We start from the raw sequence: 6437 nt of genomic DNA on the forward strand, positions 1-6437 counted from the left end.
TCACCTCCCGAGGGGGAGCCGGAGTGGCCGCTGGCGCCGCCGGCTTGGCCGGTGCGTCATCTTTGTCCGACTCGCCGGCCCAGCGGGCAGACAAGGTGATGGGCTCGGGGGGCGTGACGGGGGCGGGGCGGCTGCCTTGCATCAGCCAGAGGAGGGCGAGATGCAGGGCAAGGGCGACGGCCAGGCAGGCAAGGTGAACCGGGCCAAATGCCGGCTTGTCGCGGCCAAAGGTCGGCCTCATTGCGCAGGCGTCCATCAGCCTGCCTTCTCGCTGGTCGTCATATTCGTACTCGAATGTCGATGGGATTGGCCCCGGAACCGGGCCTCGGCGCCCAGCATGCGCCATCGGATAGCCTGCAAACAAGAAACATTATCAATCGCGTTTTAATCAGGTGCGTCAGCGCCAGGGCCGCCCCGAGCCATGATTGGAGGCGAGAAAGGGAGCGCCTTCGGGGCAGACACGCCCAGGGACTGTCCATGTCAGGGGGGCGCCAGAGCGGGTCGCGCCGCTCTCTCCCTCGCTCAAGCAGAAATGAAAGCGCTATCAATCACATACAGCCCATGACGAGGTCGACAGTGGTCACATTTTGCGCGCATTGGCCATGAAATGGTCATGGGGGACTCTAGACTGGTCGGGCTCATCTGAAGGCGGGACGTTGCGGATGGGGGAATGCCGGGACACACCGGCATCACACACAAACAATGAAAATAAAGGACTATCAATGGCTAGATGGATACTCGCGGCCGGATTGTTGGGAACCCTGATCACGGCGCCGAGCACGGCGGCGGAGTGGTTCTTCCGGGGCACCGCGAATGGATGGGCGGCGACCGCCATGACGTCGACGGACGGCGTCAATTTTGATACCTGCCAGCGCTTCGTGAGCGGGGATGCCAGCGGCGGCCCGCGCTTCAAGATAGACAGGTACGGCAACTGGCAGCAGAGCTACCCGGCGGCCGACTACGGGGTCAATGCCAACACGGCGTACCAGATCCGCATCAACGCGAGCACCCAGGCGGTGAGCGCGACGGCGGTGGCCAGTTGCGAGGCCTCGGGGTTTGCCAGCACCTTGCCGCAGCTCAACGTGCGCGGCACCTTCAACGGCTGGGCCAGCCTCCCCATGACCCTGGTAGGGGATCACCTGTGGCAGGTGGAAGCCTACCTGGATGGCAAGGCGAGCCAGCGCCTCAAGTTTGATCAGGCTGGCGACTGGGCCGTCAACTTTGGCGACAGCAACGGCGACGGCGTGCTGGAGAAAAGTGGCGGCGACATCTTCTGGAGCGCCGTGGGCACGGTGCGCATCCAGGTCAACGATCAGACCCTGGCCTACAGCATCACCCCCCTCGGGGATGACAACCAGCCGCCGCTCGCGGTCATTACCCCGGGGGGGACGGTGAACGTGACCCAGGGGGCGTCGCTCACCTTGAGCGGCAGCGACTCCACGGATCCCGACGGCCAGATCGCGAGCTATCTGTGGAGCAGCGGCGAGACCACGGAGAGCATCGTCGTCAACACCACCCAGACCGGCACCTTCACCTATGGCCTCACGGTCACCGACGATCAGGGCGCCAAGGGCAGCAGCAGCGTGAGCGTGGTGGTCGGGGCAGGACAGAGCAGCGATAGCTGGTACTTCCGGGGCACGGCCAACAACTGGGGGCTCACCCCCATGACCAGCGAGGATGGCACCACCTTCTGCACCGAGCAGGCCTTTGGCAGCAACAACCCCCGCTTCAAGATTGACCACAAGGGGGACTGGACCGAGGCGTATCCGGCCCAGGATTATCTGGTCAGCGCCAACACAAGCTATCGCATCTGCTTTGACAGCCTGCGCAAGGCCATCGAGGTGGAGACGCTGGCCGGGGCCGATCTGCAGGCCCCCACGGTGACGGCCACCCCGTCCCCGGGGAATTATGTGGACAGCCAGTCCATCACCCTGGGAGTGAGCGACGATCAGGACAGCGCACCCGCCGTGCATTTCACGACGGACGGCAGCCAGCCCACCACGGCATCGGCCCGCTATGCAGGTCAGCCCCTGGTAGCGAGTGACAAGGGGAGTGGCACCGATCTGGTGATCCGCACCCTTGCCATCGACGCCAGCGGCAATCAGCGCGAGCAGCGCTTCGAGTACCGTATTGGCGAGCAGGGGGTGGCGAGCGGCGATTTTCGTGCCGAGAGCATCTACTTCCTGCTGACTGCCCGCTTCTATGATGGCGATGCCAGCAACAACTACTACAACCGGGATCGCTACAAGGCGGGGGATCCCCAGTGGCGTGGCGACTTCAAGGGGTTGATCGCCAAGCTCGACTACATCAAGGATCTCGGCTTCACCGCCATCTGGGTGACGCCGCCGGTGGAGAACCGCTCCGGCCTCGACTACCACGGCTACCATGCCTACGACTTCTACCGGGTCGATCCCCGTCTGGAGTCGCCGGGGGCGGGTTACCGGGAGTTCATCCAGGCGGCTCACGCCAAGGGGCTCAAGGTGATCCAGGATGTGGTGCTCAACCACTCGAGCCAGTACGGCCTGCGCGGCAAGACCTGGATCGATCGCCTGCCCGTCAAATACTACGTACCGGCGGGGTCGAGCCAGGGACTCATCAACAATGGCCCCTATCAGGGCAATCTCGGGGACTACGCCAGCGCCAACCGCTGTGACGACGACAACCCGGCGGCGCCCGACTGGTACAAGGCCCGCTGCCAGTCCGATCCGGCGGGCACCCAGCCCCTGGTAGACCCCAAGACCGGCGCCACCGTGCCGAGCGCAGGCTACAACCCCAACCGCTTCTTCGGCATCGACGCCCAGACCCTGGATCCCGCCTGGTATCACCTGGACGGTTTCATGTCCGGCGGTGACTGGGAGAGCCCGCTCGCCCTGCAGCGCAAGCACATGGCGGGGGACTGCATCGATCTCGCCACCGGCAACCAGAACGTCAAGGACTACCTCAACGGCGCCATTCGTCAGTACCTCGACATGGGGGTGGATGCGATTCGCATCGATACCTTGAAACACATCGAGCGGGACGAACTGCTGACCTATGTCCATGACTGGCAGGCCCACAAGCCGGGGCTGTTCGTCTTTGGCGAAAACCTGGTCAAGGGCACCGGATGGGGCTCTGAGCTGGCCAACGACAATGCCTCGGCGGTGATCCGCCCCTGGTGGTATACCCGCACCACGCCGAACCCGGCCAATCCCCGTGCAGGGGGCGATTCCGGCCTCTCGGTGCTGGACTTCTCGCTGTTCTCCACCTTCCGTGACAACGTCACCCGGGGGAACTTTGGCGGGGTAGGGGGGATTTTCGCCATGGACTGGGTCTATGGGGATGCCACCAAGCTCATCACCTTCTTCCAGAACCACGACGTGGGGCCGGACAATGACTTCAAGTACCGCTACGGCGGGGAAGAGGGCAATGCGGCCATGACCTACAACCTGCTCTGGACGGCGCGGGGGATCCCGACCCTCTACTACGGGGAGGAGGTGATGTTCCAGGCGGGCAAGCCCCAGGACATCGACGGGGCCACCATGACGGTGGATCAGACCGGTCGTGCCTACTACGGAGATGTGCTGGACAACCCCGCCACCCCGAGCCACCCGCTCTATCAGCACATCAAGCGCCTGAACCAGATCCGCAAGGCGGTGCCCGCCCTGCAAAAAGCGCCCATGAGCCAGGTGAACGAGTGGGGGAGCGGCATCAGCTTCGTGCGTGATCTGAGCGCCCAAGGGAGCTACGCCGCCGTGGGCCTTGCGGCCAACTCGGCCCAGCAGATAAACCTGAGTGGCCTGAAGAACGGCACCTACACGGACGCGGTAACCGGTGCGAGCCAGAGCGTCAGCAACGGCAGCCTGAGCTTTGCGGTGCCCGCCTATTCGGCGCGGGTCTGGGTACTGAACGGCCCGGGCAAGGTCGGTGCTGACGGCAAATACCTCAAGTAAGGAAGCCCTGTCACAGGGAGCAGCGAGTCGGCCTTCGGGCCGACTTTTTTATTCTGCCTTCTGCCTATGCCTGAATGGATGCCCCATCCTGATGGGACTCTGGCTGCGGAGGGGCTGGTGAATGGGCAGACCTGTGGACTCGCGACCAGCACGCTCATGGGCAGGGGGCTAGAGGGAAGGGGAGTGGTGCATCCGCCGCCCGAGTCACTCCATGCTCTGCATATTGCAGTGCTCGTGGCAGTGAGCAAAGCGGTGCCCATGTCGCCTTTGCACCGCGGTGCAAGGCAAACCGTGCCACTCAGCCGCTCCATATTGGTGCAATTGCACTTTATTGGTGCGCTCCATCCACATCCGCCCCTGGAGCCCGCCCCGAAGAAACACGCCGTTTGGCCCCCGGATTTCCCCCATGACAAGCATCATCCATGCTGAAAAGCGGCATCGTATCGACATGATCTGCCGAAAAACCGGGCTGTGAAGGGGATACCACGAGGCCTTTCTCGGTGACTCGGGTAAACATGCTGCGCCACTGTGATGGCCGATCACGGAAGTGGTGAATTCTACCTTCATATTGCGCATTTATCGGAATTTAAATCCGATTATTTATGTTATCGCGGACTCTTGTTTTGATTGGCGCTCTTTTTGCTGTGCCTTGTCATCCCCACGATGGCGACATAAGGGGGCGGGGGACGCAAGATTGGGGGTGGGGACGGCAAGGTGAACGGGCCGCCGCCATCAGCCCCAATGCGGCTTGGTTGTCGGGCAACGGATGCCACCATCACATCGGATCTAAGGAGTCATATGGAAGGTGAAATGACCATGCAGCCAGCGGCTGCGGGCAGGGGGCTGGCCCATACCCTCAAGGACGATATCTACGGCATGGTGCTCGGGGTCATGTTTATCGCCGTGGGGCTCAATCTGCTCAAGTGTTCCGGCATGATCACCGGTGGCATCGCGGGCATCGCCCTGCTGATCGCCCATGTCAGCACCCTGCCCATCGGCGTGCTCTTCTTCCTGGTGAACCTGCCCTTCATGGTGTTCTGCTACGTCACCATGGGGCGCGCCTTCACCCTCAAGACGCTGATCGTCAACGTCGCCCTCTCGGCGGCCACCCAGGCGGTGCCACTGCTGCTGACGGTGAGCTATGTCCATCCCCTGTTTGCCGCCCTGGTGGGGGGAACCTTCCTCGGCATGGGGGTCTTGTCTCTGGCGCGCCACAATGCCTCCGTGGGGGGCACCGGCGTGGTGACGCTCTGGTTGCAACGGCGCACCGGCATCAATGCGGGAAAGAGCCAGATGGTGCTGGATGTGCTGGTGTTTGCGCTCTCTCTGCTCACCTTGCCGCTTCCCCTGCTGCTCTGGTCAACCCTGAGTGCGCTGGCCATGAACGCCATGCTGATGAACTGGCACAAGCCGGGCCGCTATCAGGGGAACTGACCGCCGGTCTAGCTGACGGCTGCGAGGGAAAAAAGGCCGTTCCGGGAGACTGGCAGCAGAAAGGGGCTCAACGGCAAAAAAGATCATCTTGTCGGGAAAAACGGCATGGTTACGGCTGAATTTATTGGTTTTTTGCCCTGTTGGTGGCGTTAAATCGGGCTACGCCATAAAAAATTCAAAAAACTTCTTTACCACTGCCCAATGCATGAGTAAAATTTGTCGGCAATATTTTACACCCCCACTCCTCAACGGTGAGATATTGCCATGCTCAGGATTGCCAAAGAAGCGCTGACCTTCGACGATGTACTGTTGGTTCCAGCCCACTCCACTGTTCTCCCCAATACCGCCGACCTGCGTACCAAGCTCACGTCTGCGATCACGCTGAATATCCCGATGATCTCCGCTGCCATGGACACAGTGACCGAAGCCCGTCTGGCTATCGCACTGGCCCAGGAAGGCGGCATCGGCTTCATTCACAAGAACATGTCCATCGAGCAGCAGGCTGCCGAAGTGCGCAAGGTCAAGAAGTACGAGAGCGGCGTGGTCAGCGACCCCGTTACCGTGCGCCCTGACATGACCATCGCCCAGATCAAGGAGCTGAGCCACAAGAACGGTTTCGCCGGTTACCCCGTGGTGACTGACGGCAACCAGCTGGTGGGCATCATCACCGGCCGTGACGTGCGCTTCGTCATCGATCTCTCCCAGACCGTCGAACAGATCATGACCCAGAAAGATCGTCTGGTGACCGTGCGTGAAGGGGCCCCTCGTGAAGAGGTGGTGGCCCTGATGCAAAAGCACCGCATCGAGAAGGTGCTGGTGGTCAACGGCGACTTCAAGCTCAAGGGCATGATCACCGTGAAGGACTTCCAGAAAGCCGAGCGCAAGCCCAACGCCTGCAAAGACGAGCGCGGCCGTCTGCGGGTCGGTGCCGCCGTCGGTGCCGGTGCCGGCAACGAAGAGCGCGTCGCCGCCCTGGTGGAAGCCGGTGTGGACGTGCTGCTGATTGACTCCTCCCACGGCCACTCCCAGGGCGTGCTGGATCGCATCAAGGCGACCCGTGAAGCCTATACTGTG

Annotated in this window: 3 protein-coding genes and 1 pseudogene; 3 read left to right on the forward strand and 1 reads right to left on the reverse strand. The window is 62.3% G+C overall.

The features are described from left to right. Positions 1 to 241 (reverse strand): annotated as a pseudogene (locus tag AACR77_RS09695) (energy transducer TonB); the annotation flags it as partial. Positions 242 to 722: 481 nt separating this feature from the next. Here AACR77_RS09695 and AACR77_RS09700 point away from each other — a divergent pair. The 3 genes from AACR77_RS09700 to guaB form a co-directional block, all read left to right on the forward strand. Beyond that, positions 723 to 3929: an alpha-amylase family glycosyl hydrolase gene (locus AACR77_RS09700; RefSeq protein WP_231563198.1), complete on the forward strand. Its 3207-nt coding sequence runs from the start codon at positions 723 to 725 to the stop codon at positions 3927 to 3929. A 798-nt stretch (positions 3930 to 4727) separates the two neighbouring features. Beyond that, on the forward strand, positions 4728 to 5363 hold the full coding sequence (locus tag AACR77_RS09705) for a YitT family protein (protein ID WP_052224798.1): 636 nt from the start codon (positions 4728 to 4730) through the stop codon (positions 5361 to 5363). 264 nt (positions 5364 to 5627) lie between these two features. Then, positions 5628 to 6437, forward strand: an 810-nt coding sequence (gene guaB, locus AACR77_RS09710; RefSeq protein WP_042881087.1) for an IMP dehydrogenase, incomplete at its 3' end; no start/stop codon positions are given.

The organism is Aeromonas sp. ZOR0002 (assembly GCF_963866995.1).
GTDB classification, from domain to species: domain Bacteria; phylum Pseudomonadota; class Gammaproteobacteria; order Enterobacterales; family Aeromonadaceae; genus Aeromonas; species Aeromonas caviae.